The sequence below is a fragment of the Shewanella vaxholmensis genome (assembly GCF_031932135.1).
Taxonomy (GTDB): Bacteria; Pseudomonadota; Gammaproteobacteria; order Enterobacterales; family Shewanellaceae; genus Shewanella; species Shewanella hafniensis.
The window spans coordinates 1-22140 of record NZ_JAUOEV010000037.1 but is presented as its reverse complement, the minus strand read 5'-3'; the positions used below and the strand labels follow the sequence as shown (position 1 = coordinate 22140).

Annotated in this window: 17 protein-coding genes and 1 pseudogene; 12 read left to right on the top strand and 6 right to left on the bottom strand. The window is 46.6% G+C overall.

Translation table 11 applies throughout. The features are described from left to right. Window positions 1-969 precede the first annotated feature (969 nt). The 3 genes from Q4Q46_RS20865 to Q4Q46_RS20855 are packed head-to-tail and all read left to right on the top strand — an operon-like array spanning window position 970 to window position 4213. Entirely contained in the window at window positions 970-1236 is a 267-nt protein-coding gene (locus Q4Q46_RS20865; RefSeq protein WP_311906963.1) for an OadG family transporter subunit, read from the top strand. 11 nt (window positions 1237-1247) lie between these two features. Next, window positions 1248-3074 (top strand): sodium-extruding oxaloacetate decarboxylase subunit alpha, encoded by a 1827-nt coding sequence (gene oadA, locus Q4Q46_RS20860; protein WP_311906962.1) that lies wholly within the window; start codon window positions 1248-1250, stop codon window positions 3072-3074. A gap of 8 nt (window positions 3075-3082) precedes the next feature. Next, window positions 3083-4213, top strand: a complete 1131-nt coding sequence (locus Q4Q46_RS20855) for a sodium ion-translocating decarboxylase subunit beta (protein WP_311906961.1) — start codon at window positions 3083-3085, stop codon at window positions 4211-4213. Between the two features lie 166 nt (window positions 4214-4379). On the opposite strand, the gene Q4Q46_RS20850 is transcribed toward Q4Q46_RS20855, so the two are convergent. Continuing rightward, the gene (locus tag Q4Q46_RS20850) at window positions 4380-4547 is read right to left on the bottom strand and encodes a hypothetical protein (RefSeq protein ID WP_168823570.1); all 168 of its coding nucleotides are present in this window, start codon (window positions 4545-4547) and stop codon (window positions 4380-4382) included. 250 nt (window positions 4548-4797) lie between these two features. After that, on the bottom strand, window positions 4798-6051 hold the full coding sequence (locus Q4Q46_RS20845) for a dicarboxylate/amino acid:cation symporter (RefSeq protein WP_311906959.1): 1254 nt from the start codon (window positions 6049-6051) through the stop codon (window positions 4798-4800). A gap of 292 nt (window positions 6052-6343) precedes the next feature. Here Q4Q46_RS20845 and Q4Q46_RS20840 point away from each other — a divergent pair, with 292 nt between their 5' ends. The 5 genes from Q4Q46_RS20840 (at window position 6344) to Q4Q46_RS20820 (ending at window position 12880) form a co-directional block, all read left to right on the top strand. Next, window positions 6344-6769, top strand: a complete 426-nt coding sequence (locus Q4Q46_RS20840) for a YqaA family protein (RefSeq protein WP_311906958.1) — start codon at window positions 6344-6346, stop codon at window positions 6767-6769. Window positions 6770-6948: 179 nt separating this feature from the next. Next, on the top strand, window positions 6949-9801 hold the full coding sequence (locus Q4Q46_RS20835; protein WP_311906957.1) for a M16 family metallopeptidase: 2853 nt from the start codon (window positions 6949-6951) through the stop codon (window positions 9799-9801). A 184-nt stretch (window positions 9802-9985) separates the two neighbouring features. Further along, the gene (gene gshA, locus Q4Q46_RS20830) at window positions 9986-11635 is read left to right on the top strand and encodes a glutamate--cysteine ligase (RefSeq protein WP_311906956.1); all 1650 of its coding nucleotides are present in this window, start codon (window positions 9986-9988) and stop codon (window positions 11633-11635) included. Then, window positions 11632-12096 carry a hypothetical protein gene (locus Q4Q46_RS20825; RefSeq protein WP_259507364.1) on the top strand — a complete coding sequence of 155 codons (465 nt, stop codon included), beginning with the start codon at window positions 11632-11634 and terminating at the stop codon, window positions 12094-12096. Before gshA ends, Q4Q46_RS20825 begins: the two co-directional genes overlap by 4 nt. Window positions 12097-12262: 166 nt before the next feature. Further along, complete coding sequence (locus Q4Q46_RS20820) at window positions 12263-12880, top strand: transglycosylase SLT domain-containing protein (protein WP_272942047.1); 618 nt, start codon at window positions 12263-12265, stop codon at window positions 12878-12880. A 154-nt stretch (window positions 12881-13034) separates the two neighbouring features. On the opposite strand, the gene Q4Q46_RS20815 is transcribed toward Q4Q46_RS20820, so the two are convergent. The 4 genes from Q4Q46_RS20815 to dauA form a co-directional block, all read right to left on the bottom strand. Then, entirely contained in the window at window positions 13035-14288 is a 1254-nt protein-coding gene (locus Q4Q46_RS20815) for a GGDEF domain-containing protein (protein ID WP_311906955.1), read from the bottom strand. 163 nt (window positions 14289-14451) lie between these two features. Beyond that, on the bottom strand, window positions 14452-15555 hold the full coding sequence (gene purK / locus Q4Q46_RS20810) for a 5-(carboxyamino)imidazole ribonucleotide synthase (RefSeq protein WP_006080610.1): 1104 nt from the start codon (window positions 15553-15555) through the stop codon (window positions 14452-14454). Then, window positions 15555-16046 (bottom strand): 5-(carboxyamino)imidazole ribonucleotide mutase, encoded by a 492-nt coding sequence (gene purE, locus Q4Q46_RS20805; protein WP_006084961.1) that lies wholly within the window; start codon window positions 16044-16046, stop codon window positions 15555-15557. The genes purK and purE overlap by 1 nt, the downstream gene beginning before the upstream one ends. A 269-nt stretch (window positions 16047-16315) precedes the next feature. Continuing rightward, window positions 16316-18079 (bottom strand): C4-dicarboxylic acid transporter DauA, encoded by a 1764-nt coding sequence (gene dauA / locus Q4Q46_RS20800; RefSeq protein WP_011846067.1) that lies wholly within the window; start codon window positions 18077-18079, stop codon window positions 16316-16318. Window positions 18080-18310: 231 nt separating this feature from the next. Here dauA and Q4Q46_RS20795 point away from each other — a divergent pair, with 231 nt between their 5' ends. The 4 genes and pseudogenes from Q4Q46_RS20795 to Q4Q46_RS20780 all read left to right on the top strand — a co-directional run. Next, complete coding sequence (locus Q4Q46_RS20795; protein WP_311906954.1) at window positions 18311-20194, top strand: vWA domain-containing protein; 1884 nt, start codon at window positions 18311-18313, stop codon at window positions 20192-20194. Window positions 20195-20239: 45 nt separating this feature from the next. Beyond that, a complete protein-coding gene (locus tag Q4Q46_RS20790; RefSeq protein ID WP_006080615.1) occupies window positions 20240-20845 on the top strand; it encodes a sigma-70 family RNA polymerase sigma factor in 606 nt (201 codons plus the stop codon). Beyond that, on the top strand, window positions 20838-21563 hold the full coding sequence (locus Q4Q46_RS20785; protein ID WP_311906953.1) for a hypothetical protein: 726 nt from the start codon (window positions 20838-20840) through the stop codon (window positions 21561-21563). The genes Q4Q46_RS20790 and Q4Q46_RS20785 overlap by 8 nt, the downstream gene beginning before the upstream one ends. Before the next feature lie 289 nt (window positions 21564-21852). Beyond that, window positions 21853-22140, top strand: a pseudogene (locus tag Q4Q46_RS20780) (transposase); the annotation flags it as partial.

Here is a 22140-nt window from a genome sequence, read left to right as displayed (position 1 = left end):
AGTTCACAGCCTCACAGTCATCTCAATCCAAGGCGCATTGACGCGGAAATGGTTATTCCCTTTTAAGTCAATGGAACACGGGAGTGGGATGCCGAAGGGCGGCTAACTGTTAACGGCATGGCAACGCGCTTTATACTGCGTTTAAGGCTTTCGACAGAGCACCACTATGCCTTCACTTCGCCTTGTCTAAAGCGCGTTGAACTCCCGCTGAATGAACAGATAATTAATACGATTGGTATTAATCCTGCGAATAGCTAAGAGCCTAAGGTCTACCTCGGGTAGCACTGTGGTTTATCTTTCAAGATAGCCGCTCCACAACAAACCGTATTGAGCCTCTAGCACCGCTTTGTGTTGGTATCAAGGGGACATCTAAGTTATCAAAATGGATGATTTAATTTGTTAGATTGACCCCATTTCTCTTCTTCAATTAATGCCTTCAGAACGACATGCCTTTCTATACTCATTCAGAATCAAATAGCAGTGACTTGGATTGTTAAAACTGCATACTTTTTCACTTGGTTTATTCCTATGTCCGTTGTCTTTAACTTAGAAATCATTTTTTAGCCTAGGACATCATTTCGACTTAAATCCAGCATAGTGGGTATTTCATTATGGAATATTGAAATAATTGCCCGATTTATGAGGATTAATGACTGGCCGTCTTTGAATTTATTCAATATTGGTAAGACCAATTTACATCTGTATGGTGTTTTTGTTATCAATTGGTTATGTTTGTAGCGGGTTGAGTTCAAGCTGGCTTTCTTGCTGTGTGAGTTATTAGCTTTTAAATATGATTTTTTATTCAAATTTTCTTTGGTGTGGTGGTCTCTATAGGTCTATCTACGAGAGACCCATAGTTTGTAAACCTCTCAACCGATTGAATGTTGTACTTGTAATGCGATAGCGATGTTTTCGGGGCAATCGTACTGTTGATAGGGATTGAGAGAGTAAGTAAGGGGTAGGGGAGCTATGGAGGATGTAACGCAATCTTTATTGGATGCCGTTGGCATTATGTTTTTGGGGATGGGCTTAGTGTATTTATTTTTAGGTGTACTAATCCTTGGGATCCATTTGGTTGCGCGCTGGTGTGCAGTCGATGCTGCCTCTGCACGTTTTGCTAAACATCATGCTAAAAGCCTGCAGAGGGTATCGCAATCTAATGCTAAGCCTTTAGACCCAAATGTGGTCGCTGCGATTTCATTGGCGGTAAAGCAGTATCGTTCACAGATTAAGTAATGGGGAGCAGTATGACTTTTGTATCTAATTCTACGACGGCAGTGGCTAAGCCATTATTTTTAACTGATGTCGTTTTGCGGGACGCGCATCAATCCATTTTAGCGACGCGCTTACGCATTGATGACATGTTACCGATAGCGCCACTACTCGATAAGATCGGCTTCTGGTCACTGGAATCTTGGGGTGGTGCGACGTTTGATGCTTGTATTCGTTATCTTGGTGAAGATCCTTGGGAGCGAATTCGTGAGCTGAAAAAGGCCATGCCGAATACGCCGCAGCAAATGTTGCTGCGTGGCCAAAACCTCTTAGGTTATCGCCATTATGCCGATGATTTAGTGACGCGTTTTGTTGAGCGTGCCCATACCAATGGCGTCGATGTATTTCGTATTTTTGATGCGATGAACGATGTTCGAAACCTCGAGACTGCGGTGAAAGCAGTGCGTCAAGTTGGCGGCCATGCGCAGGGGACGATTTCGTATACCACGAGTCCAGTGCATACCATAGAGACGTGGGTTGATATGGCAAAACGTCTCGAAGATATGGGTTGTGATTCTTTGTGTATCAAAGATATGGCGGGCTTACTTAAGCCGATGGAAGCGTTTGAGCTTATTAGCAGACTCAAATCTCAGACCCAACTCGTGTTATCTATGCATTGTCATGCGACGACAGGGTTGAGTACTGCCACTTATCAGAAAGCCATTGAAGCGGGTGTCGATGTGCTCGATACGGCAATTTCGTCGATGAGCCAAACCTATGGACATACTGCAACCGAAACCGTTATCGCTATGGTGGAAGATACTGAGCGTGCGACTGGTTACGATATGGTATTGCTTGAGGAGATTGCCGCTTATTTCCGTGAAGTACGCAAGAAGTACGCTAAGTTTGAAGGCGCGCTGAAAGGCATTGATTCGCGGATCTTACGTGCACAAGTGCCTGGTGGCATGCTGACCAATATGGAGAGCCAACTTAAGGAACAAGGCGCGGCCGATAAGATGGACTTGGTCTTGGAAGAAATTCCCCGCGTGCGTGCTGACTTAGGTTTTTTGCCCTTAGTGACACCTACATCGCAGATTGTCGGCTCGCAGGCGGTCATTAATGTGTTGATGGGTGAGCGTTATAAGTCACTGACTAAAGAGACTGAAGGCGTGCTTAAGGGCGAATATGGCACGACACCTGCGCCAGTTAATGCCGCATTGCAAGCGAGAGTCTTACAAGGAGCCGAAGCCATTACATGTCGCCCTGCTGATTTATTAACGCCGGAGCTGGCTAAATTACGGCTTGAGTTAGCTGATAAAGCACAGGAACAAGGCATTCGCCTATCTTCAGAGCATGACGATGATGTGCTGACATATGCACTCTTCCCACAAATAGGATTGCAGTTCTTAAAGAATCGTGATGATCCGAGCGCCTTTGAGCCTAAACCTGAATTGACTTCGGTACTTGCTGCTTCTAATGCTGCGGATCGTGGTCCTGAAACCTACACGGTAACTGTCGAAGGGCAAGAGTACGTAGTTGAAGTCGCCACAGGCGGTGAGATCTCGCAAATTCAGCCACAGGGCCAAAGTGTTCATGCTGTGCAAGTTGTGACTGAGAGTACAACACCAGCAACAAGCCATGGTGAAATCAGGCTTGAAATGAGCGCGCCTTTGTCGGGCAACATCTTCAAAGTGCATGTTTCTCCAGGCGATAGAGTGTGTGAAGGCGATGTCGTGATCATCCTTGAGGCGATGAAGATGGAAACAGAAATTCGTGCACAGGGCGATGGTATTATCGCTAAGATCTGGGTGAAAGAAGGTGACTCAGTGTCTGTGGGTTCTCAATTACTGGCCTTGGCGTAGGAGTCATTATGGAAGGTTTAATGGCTTTTTGGGCCGAGACAGGTATCGCTCACTTTACTGGCGGGCAAGTGTTGATGATGGCAGTGGGCGCTTTGCTCTTGTATCTCGCCATCGTACGTGGATTTGAGCCTTTGCTATTGTTGCCCATTGGTTTTGGTGCAGTGCTGGCGAACATTCCCCATGCGGGATTTACCGAAGAAGGTGGCATCCTGTATTACGCCTATCATGTGGGGATTGAGACTGGGGTGTTCCCACTGTTGATCTTTATGGGGGTTGGTGCGCTAACTGACTTTAGCGCCTTGATTGCGAATCCTAAAACCCTGTTATTAGGGGCGGCTGCGCAGTTTGGGATTTTTGCGACACTGATTGGCGCAATAGCGCTGAACTTAGTGCCGGGATTTGAGTTCACCATGAAGGATGCGGCGGCCATTGCGATTATTGGCGGTGCCGATGGACCAACGGCGATTTTCCTTGCCTCAAAATTGGCGCCTGAGTTATTAGGTGCGATTGCGGTCGCGGCCTATTCCTACATGGCGTTAGTCCCTATTATTCAACCGCCGATCATGCGTTTACTGACAACTCAAGCCGAGCGCGAAATTAAAATGGAGCAGCTGCGCGAAGTCAGTAAGAAGGAAAAGATCGTTTTCCCTTTGATGGTACTGGGTTTAACGATTCTCTTCCTACCTGCAGCCACGCCGTTAGTGGGTATGTTTTGTCTTGGTAACTTGATGCGCGAATCGGGCGTGGTGGATAGATTATCGAAAACGGCGCAGAGCGAGCTTATCAATATCGTTACGATTTTCTTAGGGTTAGCTGTCGGTTCTAAGTTATCAGCCGACCAATTCCTGCGGCTTGAAACCTTAGGAATTTTGGTATTGGGAGCTTTAGCATTTGGCATTGGTACTGCTGCAGGTGTATTGATGGCAAAACTGATGTGTAAGTTGTCGGGTGGTAAGATTAATCCGTTGATTGGTGCCGCAGGGGTGTCGGCTGTACCTATGGCAGCACGAGTCGTGAACAAAGTTGGATTAGAGGCCAACCAACACAACTTCTTGTTAATGCACGCCATGGGTCCCAATGTGGCGGGAGTGCTAGGTTCTGCTGTGGCTGCGGGGATTTTACTTGCCGTGCTGGGTTGATGACAGAGTGGGTTAACTGATTGGGCTTGACTGAGTGGGTAAATTTAGCGGGTTTATCTTCGAATTTATTCTAGTTGTTAACGCTGTTTTATCACTAAGGCCAACTCAGTATTGAGTTGACTTTTTGTTAAGTCACTAATTTAGAAAATGAATCCTTGGTATTAACCTAAGCCGTTAACCAGAGTAATGCCATAAGGATTAAAATCAGCCCGCCACCTATACCGATAATGTAGATAAAACCTCGCCGGCCTTGTTTTAGCGTGAGTTTGTTGGCTTTTAAAAATAACGCCCAAAACAAACATAGGATCAGCGGGATAAGGAAGAGTCTCGTCATTGTCTGTTCTGCTAAAGTGTGAGTTAGAGTGGTTTTAGAGTCTAACAGCTTGATCTTATTTGGGTAACCTATTTTACAGCTGATGAGGATTGTTGGAGTTGATTGGATGCTTTAAGGTCGACAGTTTCACCGTTGTTTGCTGGATAATAAAAAAGACCGCCTAAGCGGTCTCTTGATTTACATCATCTGTGTAATTTACCTAATGTTACTAATGGCTTAGCGCAGTAGCTTCGACCAAGTATTGTTATTGCTACGAACTCACAGGTGTAATGTCTTGATTGTCGTTCGAATAGAACTGTGCTTCATCGAGTTCATTTTCGGATTTACCAATCACAACAGCAGTCATCATATCACCCGTTACGTTCGTTGCCGTGCGGATCATATCGATAATACGGTCAATCGCGGCGATAAAGGCAATGCCTTCAAGTGGCAGACCAATTACACCTAAGGTGACAGTTAACATCACCATCGCACTTCCTGGTACGCCAGCGGTACCAACAGAAGCCACTGTCGCAGTCACGGCGATCATCACATAGTCCAGTGTGTCGAGCGGAATATTGTAAATTTGAGCGATGAAGATAGCGGCTATCGCAGGATAAATACCCCCACAGCCGTCCATGTTCATGGTCGCACCTAATGGCATCACAAAGGCACTATAACGCTTTGATACACCCATGGTTTCGACTGCGCGGGTGCTCGCAGGTAAAGTACCGAAACTTGAGGAAGTACTAAAGGCGACTAACTGCGCTGGCATAGCTTTGCGGAAAAATTGCAGTGGGCTTAAACCACCGACAAATTTCACTAAGCCACCGTAAACAAAGATGATGTGGATAAAAGCGGCAATGTAGATAGCCCCGATAAACTTACCTAAAGGCAGTAGAGTCGATAAACCGTATTCACCGACAACCCAAGCCATTAAACCAAACACACCGATAGGGGTTAGTTTTAAGACCATGCGAGTCAGTTGGAACATGACTTCTGCACCCGCTTCTATGGTGCGTTTTAGCGGATCAGCCTTCTCGCCAACTTTGTTGATAGCGATACCCACTAACGCGGCAAACACGATAATTTGCAGTACCTTGCCTTCAGCCAGTGAGGCGAAAGGATTGACTGGGATCATGTCGAGCAACACTTGTGCAAAACCGGGAATATTACGCTCGCGCACTTCAGTCGCCGTGAGCTGCATAGTGCCGCCCATGTCGATCATTGAGCCTACGGCTAAGCCGATCAGCGAGGCAATCGTGCCTGTCAGCATGAACATGCCTAAGGTTTTAAGGCTCAAGCGTTTCAGGCTAGTTTGCGAGCCGAGCGATGTGATACTGACGACAATGGCACAAAAGACCAAAGGCGCGACCAACATCTTAATGGCGCCAATGAACAGATCACCGAGTGGTTTTAGCACTGTAGCGCTTTCACCTAAAATAACGCCAACGAGCGCACCTAAGATAAAGCCTGCTAAGACTTTTTGCCAAAACGGAATGCGGCTAATGGTTTGAAGGATCATGCATATTCCAGAAAAATAAATTAAGAGTGAGCCAATAGACCTGCGATGATAGGATTCGTATTCAACGAGTTGAGCGTGATGTTAACGCGCTCTCAGTCATGCGCATGGTCATTGATTGCCATAGTTAAACCATTGTATCGACAGAGCTAGGGTTATAACAAACCGTTTTTCTTATAACTTATTGTGATAAGTGAGTTTGTTGTAAAAAGATTAAGTGAAACATTCAATTAACCCATGACAAATCTTATCGCATTGAATACAAAAAGAGAGATTTATCATTGAGTAAGCCATTATGACTGAGTTAGGCATTATGTTCTCCGGCGCTTTTTTAGCGGCGACTTTGTTACCGGGGGGATCTGAAGTCTTACTCGTGGCGCTATTAAACAAAACTCCAGAGGCTTGGGTTGCGCTAGTCGTGGTGGCCAGTATTGGTAACACGTTGGGCGCGATGACCAGTTTCTATTTAGGCCGCTTAGGTCGCCTAGCAAAATCACCAGAAGCGTTAGCTGCAGGTAAACACGCAAAGGGGCTCGCCTTGATTGAACGCTACGGCGTGTGGGCGCTGTTACTCTCATGGGCACCGGTTATCGGCGATATTCTCTGTTTATTGGCAGGTTGGCTGAGGTTAGCGTTAATCCCCTCTTTGGTGATGATTTTAATCGGAAAAACAATTCGTTACTTAATTGTTGCCGCAGCTGTGCTGCAATGGATAGCATGATGGCGCTAGGATGCATTTAATAGCCAAGTGTAGGGAGTGTTTTCCGTTTAGACTGAATTTACTGTATAGATAGGAACTTAGTGCCAATTTTGCGAGTCATAAATCCCAATGCTTAATCATTTAAGCGCACTATTACTTTACGCAGCACTTTAGCTATAACACTTTATTTTGACCTATTGATGTATGAGGGGAATGTTTTGAAGAAATGGATATTAGCGGTCGCAATTTCTGCCGCACTCGCGGGCTGTGCATCTGAAACGACTACGGCGAACTTGCCCGCAGGCGTTAAACTTATTGAAAATGTGCAACTGGCCGATTCGCAAGTAGGGATCCCCTACAAAAAGTACCAATTAGCCAATGGGCTAACGGTTATTCTGCATCAAGATGATTCCGATCCTTTAGTGCATGTTGACGTCACTTATCATGTGGGATCTGCCCGTGAATTAGCTGGCCGTTCGGGTTTTGCGCATTTATTTGAACACATGATGTTTCAAGGCTCGCAGCACGTTGCCGATGAACAACATTTTGAAGTGGTTACCGAAGCTGGCGGCACCTTAAACGGCACGACCAATACCGACAGAACCAACTACTTTGAAACCGTACCCAGCAATCAATTAGAAAAAATGCTGTGGCTTGAGTCGGACCGTATGGGCTTTTTATTGCCGGCACTCACCAGTGAAAAATTTGAAGTGCAGCGCGAGACTGTGAAAAACGAGCGTGCTCAGCGTATCGACAATCAGCCCTATGGCCGCATGAGTGAGCGTTTTAGCCAAGCCATGTATCCTGTCGGGCATCCTTATTCTTGGCCTGTGATTGGCTGGCCGGACGATCTTAATCGCGCCACAGTTGATGATGTTAAACACTTTTTCCAACGTTGGTATGGGCCTAACAATGCAACCCTGACCATAGGTGGCGATTTCGATGAAATGCAGACCTTAGCCTGGGTAAACAAATATTTTGGTGAAATCCCCCGCGGCCCTGAAGTCTCGTTAGAGCAAAAGGCGCTGGTTAACTTAGATAAAACGCGTTATATATCCATGGAAGATCAAGTGCATCTGCCTTTGATCCGTATTGGTTTTCCAACCGTATACGCAAGGCATCCTGATGAAGCTGCGCTCGATCTGTTAGCCAATATACTAGGCGGCGGCAAAACATCCTTGTTATATAAAAACTTGGTGAAGGATGGTTATGCCGTGCAGGCCAATGTCAGCCATCCTTGCCAAGAGCTGGCGTGTCAGATGTCGATTTACGCTTTAGCCAATCCAGAAAAGGGCGGCAAACTGGCGGATCTGGAGCAACGTATCCTCGATTCTATTAATGAGTTTGAGCAACGTGGTGTTACCGATGACGATCTGCAAAAAGTCAAAGTGCAGTTTGAGGCCGATACCATTTACAGCCTGCAAAGTGTTTCTGGCAAAGTGTCTGCCTTAGCAATGAACCAAACGTTGTCGGGCAATCCGAACATGATAGCCTCGGACTTGAGTCGTTATACCAATGTGACCAAAGACGATGTGATGCGCGTGTTCAAGCAATACATTAAAAATAAGCCTATGGTGGTGATGAGTGTGGTGCCGCAGGGAATGACGTCACTTATCGCCCATGCTGATAACTTCACGCCAGCGACCTTGCCTGTTGCGCAAACCGCGGTAGAAGGGGATTTGCCAAAGCCTGAACTCGTATCAAGTTTTGATCGGACTAAGATGCCCGCATCTGGCGCTGCGCCTGTGTTAAAGGTTCCGACAATATGGACAAAAACCTTAGCCAATGGCATAGAAGTCATGGGCACGCAAAGCACTGAAACGCCTACGGTTGAGTTAATTGTGTACCTCAATGGTGGCCATAGACTGGTACCAGTTGAAAAAGCGGGCTTAGCAACGCTGACTGCGGAAATGCTTAATGAGTCGAGCCAGAAACGCAGCAGTGAAGCGCTTTCGCAAGCCTTAGAAATGCTCGGCAGTTCAGTCGACTTTAGTGCCTCTGAATATCAAAGTGCGATCAAAGTATCGGCTCTGACAGCGCATTTAGATGAGACGCTGGCGATTATGGAAGAAAAACTGTTTCAGCCAGCCTTCAACGAAGCGGACTTTACCCGAGTAAAACAGCAGCAATTACAACAGATCCAGCATATGCAGTCTGATCCTAGCTACCTTGCTGATACGGCGTTGTCGTCTTTGTTATACGGTAAAGACAATGCCTTAGGCGTGAATGACATAGGTACGCTCGATTCAGTCGCTGCGCTCACGTTAGCCGATGTAAAAGCGTTTTATGCCCAGCAGTATCAAGGCGGTAACGCTAAAATCGTCACAGTCGCCAATTTACCTGAATCAGTATTATTGCCTAAGTTAGCGGGATTGAGTCAGTGGCAAGGGGCCGCAGTTGTGGTGCCGCCACTTAAGCCATTCCCTGCATTAAAAGGCGGTACGATTTATCTGATTGATAAACCTGGCGCAGCGCAATCGGTGATCAATATCGCCAAGCGCGCATTGCCCTATGATGCCACAGGCGATTACTTTAAATCTTACCTGATGAACTACCCGCTCGGCGGCGCATTCAATAGTCGTATCAACCTGAATTTACGTGAAAATAAAGGTTATACCTATGGCGCTCGCACCAGTTTTGCGGGCGGCGCTGAAGTCGGTGATTTTGTCGCATCAAGTAACGTTCGCAGTGACGTGACGGCGAAAGCACTCACTGAGTTTGTAAAAGAAATCAGTGCGTACCAGCAAAAGGGGATGACGGATACTGAACTTGCCTTTATGCGAAATTCAGTCTCCCAAGGCCAAGCACTTGATTATGAAACGCCGTATCAAAAAGCGGGCTTTATGCGCATGATTCAACGTTACCAATTGAGCCAAGATTTTACGACTCAACAGGACAAGATCATTAATACTGTAACAAAAGATGAACTCAATGCCCTCGCGGCTTCCGAGCTAGATATCAATAAAATGGTGATTCTGGTGGTGGGAGATAAAGCGAAAATCGAAGCAGATTTAGCGGCATTAGGCTATCCAATTGAAACTTTAGTATTGTAAATTGGTATTTCGCCCTTATATAGGTGAGAGACGGGTACGTTAATTAACGATTATTTGTCACATATTTACCGGATTTACATCGAAAGACGGTGACAGCATTAGCTGTCACCGTCTGCTTTTAACAGTACAAGTTGTGAATTTGGCTTGCCCCACAGACAGGTTTAGATTTATTTTGAGGCGTATTTTGCAAGATAAGCCTCAAAATAAAGGTCTGACTGTTAACCTTGTCGCGATAGCGAATCACCAATTAGAGAAGCGCAAATTGAAGTCATTCAATGAATTAGTACAACATCTCTCGGACGCCCATGGGCGCACCGCACTCTTGGGTATGTTACGTGGCATAGAACGTGAGGCGTTGCGGATTGATGAGTCGGGTTATCTCGCCACCGATTCACATCCTGAAGCCTTAGGCTCAGCGTTAATGCATTCGCGTATTACGACGGATTACAGTGAAGCCTTGCTCGAGTTTATTACTCCGGTACATAACAATGTTGAGCAATTGCTAAACGGATTAACTGAAACCCATGCCTTCAGCGTGCGCCATTTACATGGTCAGCGTCTGTGGCCAGTGAGCATGCCTTGTTATGTGAAGGACGAGAAACAGATCCCCGTTGCCCGTTATGGTTCATCAAATACCGGTATGATGAAAACCTTATATCGTAAGGGCTTAACCTATCGTTACGGCGCCTTGATGCAGATTATTTCTGGGGTGCACTTTAACTTTTCGGTATCGCAAGAGTTATGGCAAAGCCTGTACGAATTGAGCGATAAGCAGTTAAGTTATGATGATTTTATTTCTGAATCCTATTTTGGCTTGATCCGTAACTACCGCCGTTTAGTCTGGGTGCTACCTTATTTATTTGGTGCCTCACCAGCATTATGTAGCTCTTTCATTAAAGATCAAAAAACCGACCTTAAGTTTGAAAAAACGGGTCACGGTACTCTGTATCTACCCTATGCGACTTCGTTGCGTATGAGCGATTTAGGCTACACCAACAAAGAGCAAGAAGAGCTGAATATCAGCTATAACTCTTTGCCTGAGTATCTGGCTGGCGTGAATGCGGCCATCAAAATGCCTTCGGCAAACTTTGCCAATATTGGCGTTAAAGTCGATGGTGAGTATCGTCAGCTCAATGCCAATGTATTGCAGATTGAAAACGAGTTTTACTCGCCAATCCGTGCAAAACGGGTGACGCGCAGTGGCGAGAAGCCGTCAGAAGCCTTAGCCCGTGCAGGGGTGGAATACATTGAAGTGCGTGCTTTAGATGTTAATCCATTTAGCCCGATTGGCATTGAGGCGACCCAAGTGCGCTTCCTCGATTTATTCCTGCTCTATTGTTTATTAACGGAGTCGCCTAAGTCTGAAGCCAGCGAAGAGGCGAGATTAAGCGCGAATCTTAAAGCTGTGGTGCTTGAAGGCCGTAAACCTGGGCTTGAGTTATTAACCGCAGACGGTTCACGTTCGCTTAAATCTTGGTTAGAAGAGTTGTTTGATGCTTTGCAACCTTTGGCGGTATTGCTCGATGGTGAGGCGACGGATTATCAAGTGGCGTTAGCCCATTGGCGTAAAGCGGTTGAAGATCCTAACTTGACCCTGTCGGGACAAGTGCTGCAAAACGTGATCAACAAAGGCCAAGATCATGGTCAGTGGGTGATGACGTTGGCACAGCAATACTATCAATTCTTTGTCGATTATCCCTTGTCGAGCGAGACCATAGCGCAGTATCAAGCCGAAGCATCCAGCTCGCTTAACAAGCAGGCCGAGCTAGAAGCGGCGCAGCGTTCAGTTTCGTTTGATGATTATCTGGAAGATTACTTTGGAGCTCAGTCGTGAAAGAGGGCTTATTCTCTTTCACTCGCTTGCGTATCAGCGCAGCTTTGATTGGGGCCAGTGCCTTATTATCAGGCTGCGCCGCTTCACCAGAAGATCCACTGGGCTGTGGCACTGTGTCGGGTTATTTGCAGCCCGATGCCAGCACTCACTGGTATCGCGTCGTCGTGACCCATTTAAACGGTCATGCAGTGGTCTCTAAGCCTAATTATCAGCTAGCGCCCGGCGAATATGAGTTTACTGTCGCGGAACTGATTGATGATCCTAGCTTGTCGGTCACACTTGCCGCGCGAACGCCTAAGGTATTTAAGCTCAATGTTGAGAGCCATCAGCGTTATCATATCGGTGCGCTATTTCACACCGATAAGCGTTATATGGGCAAAGACACTGGGTATTGGGAACCAGGTGTGTGGCAGCAAGAAGAGCATGAGTGTCAGTTTGAGCTGAGTCCCGAAACGAAATAGCCAAAGCGTTTAGCTCAAGTGGTAAGCCAGCAACATTCGATTTAAGTTAGATTGATTCCCCCCTAGCGCTTAGATCTTCTAAGCGCAAAAAAGGCTTTTTATGCTTGCCTCAGACTGAGTCTATGACATCATGGAGCCAGCTAACTCTCCAAAGAATATGATATTAATGAATAAACCCTCCGCTATCTTACTCTGCGCAAGTCTCGGCATCTTGTCCGGTTGCGCGACGTCACCGCCTAAGTCTCCCGAAAATTTGTGTGAGATATTTCAAGAACACCGAGATTGGTATGATGCCGCTAAAGACGCCCGTGACAAATGGGGTGTGCCAGTGCATGTGCCGTTAGCTATGATGTATCAAGAGAGTTCATTCAAGCACAATGCTGCGCCACCGATGGAATACTTTTTAGGTTTTATCCCTATTGGCCGTGCCAGCGATGCCTATGGTTATGCGCAGGCTAAGACCATGACGTGGGATGATTATGTGCGTGAGACGGGCAACAATTGGTCGAGCCGCAGTGATTTCGATGATGCTATGGATTTTATGGGCTGGTTTATCAGTAAAACCCATAAGATTAATGGCGTGTCTAAATGGGATGCGCGGGCCCAGTATCTTAATTATCACGAAGGCTGGGGCGGTTATCGCCGTGGCAGTTACAAGTCTAAGGCATGGTTAGTGAAAGTGGCGAACAAAGTGGATGCGCGATCTAAACGTTACGCGGCGCAATATAAAACCTGCCAAAAAGATTTGGATTCATCTTGGCTGTGGCGCTTATTCTTTGGTTAGAGCTTAGCTAGAGTCTAGTTTGATCCCATTGTCAGCCATTTGAATGAGAGTCTATGGCTGATTTTAGGTGTTTAACTTCGATATTAACTCAGAGACATACTGACTTTTGATATTGGCCTGTTAATAGCGGCTGTAGTACCTGAGTTCAACGAGCTTATTGTGCTTTCACCGCGAAAGTTTCTAATGCTTTAATGGCTTTCTTCTTCGCGCGCTTTTGCTCATACATGGCATGGTCTGCAGTCTTAAAGGATTGATACCAATCGGTTTCGAAGGGGGCAATCCCAAAGCTAAAAGCGAGGCTAAGCTCTGAACCTTGATTCAAGGTTTTGCGCATATCATCTAAGTCCTGCTCGATTTGGGTTAGCGGCCCATGGCATAAAGCGACAAACTCATCGCCACCAAAACGGGAAATAATGCCTTTATTTTGCCAATAGGTCAGTATGGCTGTGGCCGTGCGTTTAATGGCAACATCGCCTGTCTGGTGTCCATAGGCATCATTAATGGCCTTGAGATTATCCATATCGATAATAATCAAAAAGCTGCCAAGGTGAGGTTTGTGCTGCCAGTGGTGCAGTTCATCTTCAAAATTCTTACGATTATAAAGCCCTGTGAGCGGATCGAAATTTGCGAGTTTAGTGATCTGCTGTGACTTCTGATAGAGCGCAATAGCATTACTGGCTTCGTGGGTCAGGATAGAGACAAGGTTGCGGTCGTAATCGCTAAAGGCACCAAGGCTACTGCTGTCGAGATTGAGCATGCCATAGAGCTTACCATCGATACGGATAGGGCTAGACAGTGTTGAGCGTATCGGCTGCTTCGACACTGTGAGTAATACTCTTTGGTCATCTTCAGTTAAGGTGCTGGCCGCATTGATATTTTTCATATCATTGATGACCACGACCTGATCGCATCTCCCCTTAGTGAGCCGATATTCAAAGGTTTGCTCTAAGGTAAAATCCAGTTGTCTGAGTTTTGCTAAATCGAGCCCCACCACAGATTCGAAATGCAGTTTATTATTTACTTCGTTGACTTTAATGATGCTGCCCATTTCGGCACCATTAATCACGTATACGGCTTTGTTGAGCAAGGCGTCGAGAAAAGCATGCTCATTTTTATAATGGCTTGATAGGTGCGCGAGCTCGTAAATGGCATCATTGATGGTGACGACTTGCTCTAAATGCTCCCACAGTCGAGTTAAACGACCTTGATGCAAATAGTAAATTAGGCTGTAGGCAAAAATGTAAATGATGCAAACAAACAGTAATGGCAGGATAGTCCAACCTTCTGTGGGTGCATTAAAGATAAATAGCAGGACGAATAGACATATCGGCACGATGAGCAATAGCAGATGATAGCGATAATCTAAGCGATCTATGGTCTTACGTTTGAAATTATCCCTTAATTTCACTCGAGTATTCCTTTATCCGTGTCATTGCTAGCCACAATTGAATGCTATACATCACTAACGTATCCACACTGAGTTCTGTTAAGTATATAACGAAAATTGAAATATAAACTGATATGAAACTGCGAACAATTTCATATCAGCGATTTTGGTACTAAATACTGAATTAACGCGAATTTTCTGCGTATTCGGCCAATATCCAGGCTAAAGGAGCTTGGTATTGGATGGGCATCCATGTTTGCAGTGCGGCTATGCTCTGGTTGAGCACAGTTTGGTTGGGCACTGATAGGTTCAAATGGCCAACTTTACGACCAGGGCGCACTTCTTTGTTGTACCAGTACAACTCAGCATTAGGCAAACTTAACCATCGTGGATCATTATCAATCCCGATAAGATTGACCATAACACACTGAAAATTCACTTGTGGCTGTGGGATCGCAATTCCGCAAAGTGCACGTAAATGCAGCTGGAATTGATCCATATGGGTTCCGGCTTGAGTCCAATGGCCTGAGTTGTGCACTCGCGGTGCCAGTTCATTCACCAATAACTCATCGCCAACACGGAAGCATTCCATCGCCATCACGCCAACGTATTCAAGCTCATGCATAATGGCGCTGAGCATAGCTTCGGCTTGGGCTTGCAAAGGGCTTAAGCGTGCCAGTGGCGAAATCGACGCCATTAAAATGCCATCTTGATGTAAGTTCAGCGTCAGCGGATAAAACACGCATTCGCCTTCGCGAGTACGCACACCAACTAATGACACTTCTTCATCAAAATTAATCGCTTGCTCAGCAATTGCAAGGTTACGCCAATCGTTTGGAATATCACCCGCTTCGGCTTGTTTAAGCCAATGTTGTCCTTTACCGTCATAACCACCAGTACGGCGTTTCATCAAGACTCTTGGGCCATAGTGCTGATACAGGGTATCGACTTGGGTGTTATCGTCAACTAAGGTCCAAGGCGCTGTGGGAACACTGAGCTGGTCGAGTAGACTTTTTTGGCTAAAACGGTCGGCTAAACGGCTAAATACCGGACCATTAACAAAATGGGGGTGTGAGCTGAGTTGTAAGCTAAGGGCGGATTCAGGCCACTGTTCGCGCTCAGCGGTAATAATGTCGTGAGGCGCGAGTGGCAGGATGTCATCCGTAGGCGTCATGATATCAACGGCGTTAACTTCAATCGCTAATGGCTCACCAGCGTGGGTCAACATGGCGCCGAGCTGACCATTACCTAGTACCCAAACCTTAGGTTTAGTGTTTGTCTGGGTCATTAAACTTCCCTCGGATCTGGATTGTCCAGTACCGCACGGGTCTGTTCTTCTCTGAAAGCGTCAACACGAGCCGCTAATTCTGCATCGTTATTCGCAAGGATTTGGCAGGCCAACAATCCCGCATTGAATGCGCCCGCTGTGCCTATAGCTAAGGTGCCGACGGCGATGCCTTTTGGCATTTGAACGATAGATAATAAGCTATCCATACCTGACAGAGCTTTACTTTGGACTGGGACACCTAATACGGGTAAGCGAGTTTTAGAGGCAATCATACCGGGTAAGTGCGCAGCACCACCGGCGCCACCAATGATGATTTTAAAACCACGATCGGCGGCAGAGGCTGCAAACTCCATGAGTTTATCTGGCGTTCTATGGGCGGAAACCACTTCAACATGATAAGGCACTTGCAGTTTATCCATTATCTCAGCGGCGGCTTCCATCGTGGGCCAATCACTTTTAGAACCCATAACAACAGCAACAAGGGCTTGCATGATAACTCCTTAACTCACTAATTTTAATTATATTTTGACCTTGTTTCAGGTCTAGGTACAGTTGATGCTTGTCTAGCCGTCGCCGGTAGCAAGCATCATGGCGCTGAATAATACCATGATCCTCGTCATTTCTGCCCGTTTTTGCGAGCGAAAAAACGTCTTTTGCTGTGATGAATGGCTTGAGTAATTGAGCCATAAAAAAGACCAATCCTGAGATTGGCCTTTGAGATAAGTCTGCAGCATTAAGCCGCTGAGATTGCGCTGCGGGTTTACTGTGTCTGCTTATCCGCAGTGATTTCTGTTTGCTGAGTGATGACTGGCGCTTCGGCCATGGCTTCTCGTAGGGTCGAGTAAAACTTCAACACGCCCTCAATCGGCTGGATCTTGGCTCTTGCTAGCGTTCGAATGGGCTGGAACTGTAGATCGGCAATAATCAGCTTAGTCTTATTTGCTTTACATTTTTCAATCAGTTTTGTCAGCGCGGCTAAGCCTCCAGCATCCAAAATCGAGACTCCATCGAGATACAGCACTATCACTTGTTTATCTTCGGTGAGACTGGCGATTTCGGAGAAAATCCGATCGGCAGCGGCGAAGAAGAGTGGCCCGTTAATTTTGAGAACGGCCCAATCGGCGGGTAACTCTTGATCGACATAACGCTTGTTGGTGCTGATATCGTAAAGCCTTGTCATCTCGGCAATTTCCTTCATAAATAGCAAGGCGGCGAGAATGATCCCCACACTGATGGCGATGACCATGTCGAAAATAACCGTTAATGAAAAACAGCTAACAAAGACCATGATATCGCTGGTGGGCGCGGTTTTAACTAAATGCAGTGCTTTGTGGGCCTCACTCATGTTCCAAGCTACGACGAGTAGCAGGGCAGCCATGGCCGACATCGGCAAGTAGGCGAGCACGCCCGCTAAGGCGACTAAACCAAACAATACCACTATGGCGTGGATCATGGCCGCAATCGGACTCTGAGCGCCCGCTTTGACGTTCGCCGCGCTACGGGCGATTGCCGCTGTCGCTGGAATCCCACCAAAAAACGGCGTGATGATATTACCTATGCCTTGGCCGAGTAACTCACTGTTGGCACTGTGGCGTTTACCTGTCATGCCATCGAGCACCACAGCACACAGTAGCGATTCAATCGCCCCTAACATGGCAATGGCAAAGGCGGCGGGTAACAAGGCTTGAAAGGTCGCGAGATTAAATTGAAAAGCTTGACCATTGGCGCCAGCTTGCAGCCATGGCCACTCGAAACTTGGCAATACCGCTGGGATCCCCATGCCTGTGGTGCCATCACTCAGTTGATAGTGAAAACGGGTTCCTATGGTTTCTATGTCAGCTCCCATGGCATTGAGCACCAAGGCGAGGATAGTGCCGAGTATGATTGCCGGAAGGTGCGCTGGCACAGGTGTTTTGAGTTTAGGCCAAAGCAGCATAGTCGCTAGGGTGGCGCTTGCAACCAGTAAGCTAGGTAAATGGACCGAAGGTAGCGCTTGGGCTAATGCCATTAGCTTGGCTAGATATTGCTCCGGCATATGGGCAATTTCGAGCCCGAAAAAGTCCTTTAGCTGCAAGGTGGCAATCACTACGCCAATCCCCGCGGTAAAACCTAAGGTGACGGATTCGGGAATATACAGAATCAACCGACCTAGGCGCAGCGTCGCCATGCCGACGAGTATCATTCCCGACATCACAGTCGCGATTAATAATCCTGCTAAACCAAACTGTTGGGCTATGGGGTAGAGCAATACCACGAATGCCGCTGTCGGGCCGGACACGCTGTAACGTGAGCCGCCAGACATGGCGATAATAAAGCCACCGACAATGGCGGTATACAAGCCGTATTGAGGCGCAACACCACTGGCAATGGCTAATGCCATCGCTAATGGAATTGCAATAATACCCACAGTGAGACCAGCAAGAAGATCTTGCCCAAAACGTTTAAACGAATACTTATCCTTCACGCAAGCTTCTGTGAGTGCGTGGGCGATCCTTAGGGAAAATAAATGAGCTGAGTGTGACACAAGAGGGTCCCATAGCGAGGCTAGCAACAAGCTTCTATTTTAGTGGCCAGATTGAATGTGCAGTGTGATCTTGCCAGCAAAAGCGATTGAAAATACTTTGTTTTGTATAAATAGTGTGCTTGAGGCGGTTTAATTCTCATTTAAGTATGTTTTGCAAAATATCGAGATGTTTTAACCCTTTTGCTAATGCGGGCCGTTTACAGCTTTAGGTCAACATCAAAGGCATTCAACATGAAAACAAAATATTCCCCAAAAACTGTTTCAGTTTCCGATCCAACTCTCTACCTGCAACGGGGAAACGGTATCCCATCGGCGACCAATACGGCTGCTCTATTACTGGTCGCAGTGAGTTTAACTGCCTGTAGTGGTAAAGGCGCCGAAGTTGAACATCGACAAGCGGAGCAGCAAGACGAGCAACGTCATCAAGAAGCGTCGCAGCGCCAAGCTGAAATGCGTGATGCCGCGAAGGTTGAGATGACGAGAGTGGCGGCGCCGATGCAAATGTCTAGCAATGGGGCAGTAATGGGAATGAGCATAGCGCCAATGCCGCGTGATTATGCCGCGATTCCGTTAGCGCAAAATAAATTCGAGCAGCAAGTGCAAAATGGCATCATGGTGGCAGGAGAGATCCCGGTATCGACGTTTTCCATCGATGTCGATACTGGCAGTTATGCCACTTTAAGGCGGATGCTGAGGGAAGGGCGCTTACCCGAGAAAGGCATTGTCAGAGTTGAGGAAATGCTCAATTATTTTGCCTACGATTATCCCTTACCCGCTAAAAACGCGGCGCCGTTTAGTGTGACGACAGAGCTTGCGCCCTCACCCTATAACGATGACATGATGCTGCTGCGGATTGGTCTTAAAGGTTATGACTTACCTAAATCTCAGTTAGGCGCGAGTAACTTAGTCTTTTTGCTCGATGTGTCAGGCTCTATGGCGTCAACGGATAAATTACCTTTACTGCAAACGGCGTTAAAGCTGCTAACAGCGCAATTAAGTGCGCAGGATAAAGTCTCTATTGTGGTTTATGCTGGGGCTGCTGGTGTGGTGCTCGATGGCGCGTCGGGGAACGACACTCAAACCTTGACCTATGCGCTAGAGCAATTAAGTGCCGGTGGTTCAACCAATGGTGGGCAAGGGATCACGCAAGCCTATCAATTGGCCAAAAAGCATTTTATCCCCAATGGCATTAATCGAGTCATCCTTGCGACCGATGGTGATTTCAATGTTGGCGTGACAGATTTTGATGATTTGATTGCCTTGATTGAAAAGGAAAAAGATCATGGCATTGGCCTGACAACCTTAGGGTTTGGCTTGGGCAATTATAACGATCAACTGATGGAGCAATTGGCGGACAAGGGCAATGGCAACTATGCCTATATTGATACGCTGAATGAAGCGCGAAAAGTGCTGGTGGACGAGTTGAGTTCGACCTTATTCACTATCGCCAAAGATGTGAAAGTGCAGGTGGAGTTTAATCCAGCCTTAGTCTCGGAATACCGTTTGATTGGCTATGAGAATCGCGCCTTAGCACGGGAAGATTTTAATAACGATAAGGTGGATGCGGGCGAGATTGGCGCGGGTCATACAGTAACAGCCTTGTATGAATTAAGGTACGTTGAAGCTGGGAATAGGATGAATGATAAACTTAGATATGGCGTTGATGCTCAAACGGGGAAAGAGAAATACAGCCGTGAAGAAATTGCTTTCCTTAAATTGAGATACAAGTTGCCAGCACAAACGCAGAGCCAATTACTGAGTTATCCCATCAGGTTAGATCAAAGCGTTAAACAGCTAGAGCAAGCAAGTGATGATTTTAGATTTGCCGCCGCGGTTGCAGGGTTAGGGCAATTACTGAATGGCAGTCACTATCTACATCAATTTGATTATACTAAGTTAAGCTTACTCGCACGTTCAGCATTAGGGGATGATCCCTTTGGTTATCGTCATGAGTTTGTGCAGTTAATCGAAACCGCAGCGGCGATAGAGCAATCTAATCAGATGCCAATTAAGGACACATTCGATGGCTCGGATAAACCTTTTCCTCCCCAAGATAAACTCCATGGCGAGCCAGTGAGAGATAAGAGCAATCCGCGTAATGAGAGATTACAATAGTAAAAGTGAATACATGGGGTTAACCCAAATGAAGAGGAATTTCCCGTGGCATTAGCAATACCGCAATTACCAACCCATGAGCACTCAGATGAGCAATTGATGTTGTGCTATGCCAAGGGCGATTCAAAAGCATTTGAGCAGTTATACCTGAAGCACAAAGGCGCGCTTTATCGCTACTTTGTGCGCCAGTTAGGTGATAAGCAGTTAGCTGAGGATTTATATCAAGAAACATGGGGACGGGTGATCCGCGCAGCGGCTAACTACGAGGCCAGTGCTAAGTTTACTACTTGGCTATATCGTATCGCCCATAACTTATTGATTGATCATGTGCGAGCGGTAAAACCCGTCGATTTAGTCGCCACTGATGAGGATGAAACTGGACTCGATACTTTTGTGGCAGGTGAGCAAGATAAGCCCGACGTGCAGTGGCAAGAAGCGCAAAAGAGTTTATTGCTAAAGACCTGCATCGCACTGTTACCCCAAGTCCAGAAAGAGGCATTTATCCTGAACATTGAAATGGGTTTTACGGCTGCCATCATTAGCGACATTGCGGGCGTGACTTTAGAAGCGACTAAGAGCCGTATTCGCTACGCTTACCAAAGTCTAAAGGATTGCGTTAGCGCGAAATGGCAGGAGGCGGGTCATGAGTAATTCATCTTCAAATGCCGATGAGCGCGCATTACAACAGGAAGTGCTGGCTTGGTATCGCCAACAGGCCTTAGAAGTTCCACCGCAGCAACTTGATCAAGATATCTTACAGCTGGCGCAAACTCACTTAGCTGAAATGCATCAAAGTAAAATAACCGCCGTTGAAGCTCCAACTTCTGTTTGGCGACGTCACCCTTGGGCGTTATCGAGCGCTGCATCTTTGGTGCTTGTTGTGGGTTTACTTGTACTTAATCGGCCGCAAATCGAAGATGTTATGGCTCCAAGTCCAATGGCGATGAGTGCTCCAGCGCCACAAGCCATGACGAGGATGGCCGATACGCAAGCGCTGCAATCCTCAAATATGCAATCAGAAGCCGTGGCTAAGCATGAAATACAGACTCAAATGCAGCAAGCGAAGGCCGCAGCGGGTGCGCTGGAGCGACAACATGATGTAAGCAGCCCTGCTATCGCTGCAAGGTCGATGAATGCACCCAGCGCGGCTGAGTCTTCAGACATAGATAAAGTGCCACTCGCAGAGTCTTTACATCAGTTACATGCCTTCATCGAAGCGAAGGAGACTGAGCAAGCATTGGTGCTTGAGCAACAACTGCTTAAGGATTATCCACAACTCGCCGTTGAGGCTGCAGATAAAGCGCTGCTAAGCGAACAACAGCTGGAATTTAAAAAGTTACAACAGCAGCTACATCAGCTTGCTAAATAAGTGTGTTGTTGTGGTTTTAGTAATAAAAGCGTGATGATCAATCATAACGTGGTGAGAAAAACCGCTAAATGCCCCTGAGATTTGGATAGACGTGTTAGTGTTTGTGGTCTGTTTACTGTTTGGTATGTGATTTACTTGATCAACGTCATAAAGTGAACAGGATTTAGCCTGCTATATTGGTGTTAGTCTACGACTTGACTAGGGTCTGTTGATCTTTCGAGAGTGATTTTTAGACAGCATGGCAAGACGTTATAATTTGCTTCGCCAAAAGTAACCATAACCTCAAGCCATGCCAAGACTTATGCTAACCGATGCACGCTGGGAAAAGCTATTTCATTTAATGAAAAGCACAGGCGTGTTTATAACAAACCTGAACATAGACAAACATTCGAAGGTATTCTTTACCGGCTTAGAACAGGTATCCCTTGGCGAGATTTACCTAAAGAGTTCGGTCATTGGAGCACGGTCTTTAGACGGTTTCATTTATGGTCTAAGAAAGGCGTTCTAGCACATTTATTCAAGGCCTTAGCTAACCTTGCTGATATAGAATGGGTCTTTATTGATGGCTCGATAGTGC